Source organism: Metabacillus rhizolycopersici (assembly GCF_020075705.1).
In genome coordinates this window covers 1-987 of sequence record NZ_JAIQUM010000224.1, presented here as the reverse complement: position 1 = coordinate 987, position 987 = coordinate 1, and the positions used below count along the sequence as shown (strand labels likewise).

General features: G+C 39.9%; 1 protein-coding gene. It reads left to right on the top strand.

Annotated elements, in window-relative coordinates; genetic code table 11:
- Window positions 1-122: 122 nt before the first annotated feature.
- A partial coding sequence (locus K9V48_RS28135; protein ID WP_224142331.1) for a reverse transcriptase domain-containing protein occupies window positions 123-987 on the top strand: 865 nt, incomplete at its 3' end.

Genomic DNA, 987 nt, shown 5'->3' with positions numbered 1-987 from the left:
GATGGATACTGTCGTCCTTATGGACAAATCTATGACAGACTCGAAAGAGGGCCCACTTCTTATAGGTCTTCAACACGAAAATAAATTTGTGGTTAATTTCTGACGAAAAGGAGCGTGCAGTTATGAATACCTCAGAACGAGCGTCGGCGCACGCCTCGTATACAGATTGGAATACAGTAAACTGGAATGAAATTCAAAAGTATGTGACGAAGTTACGACAAAGAATTTATCGTGCCGAACAACTCAAACAACAAAGGAAAGTACGAAAATTTCAACGACTACTCCTACGGAGTGAAGCGAACCTACTGTTGTCTATTCGAAAAGTAACACAACAGAATAAAGGGAAACGCACCTCTGGTGTAGATGGTTACACAGCATTGCACGCCGGCAAACGTAATGAATTATATAGGCAACTAAAGCAACAGAATATACTTCAACATCGCCCGAGACCGGCAAAACGAACCTATATTGCGAAGAAAAATGGAAAACTGAGACCACTTGGTATCCCGACTATTAAAGATAGAGTCTATCAGAACATGATGAAAAACGCGTTGGAACCTCAATGGGAAGCAAGATTCGAACCCTCCTCATATGGATTCCGTCCAAAGCGAAGTACCCATGATGCGATTAGTAACATCTTTAACAAGATTAACACCAACAGTAAGAAAAAATGGATATTTGAAGGAGACTTCAAGAGTTGTTTTGATCGTCTGAGTCATGAATGGATAGAGAAACAAACCTCTCGTTTTTCAGGAAAAGCACTCATTAAAAGATGGTTGAAGATGGGATATGTAGATCAACACGTGTTCTCCGAAACACAGGAAGGTACTCCCCAAGGAAGTATCATATCTCCTCTGTTAGCAAATATAGCTCTTCATGGAATGGAAGAAGAACTTGGTATTTTATATCGTAAAACATATAAATCTAATGGAAGTTACGCTATCCATCCTAAGTGCAGGATAGCTCTGGTTAAGTATGCAGATGATT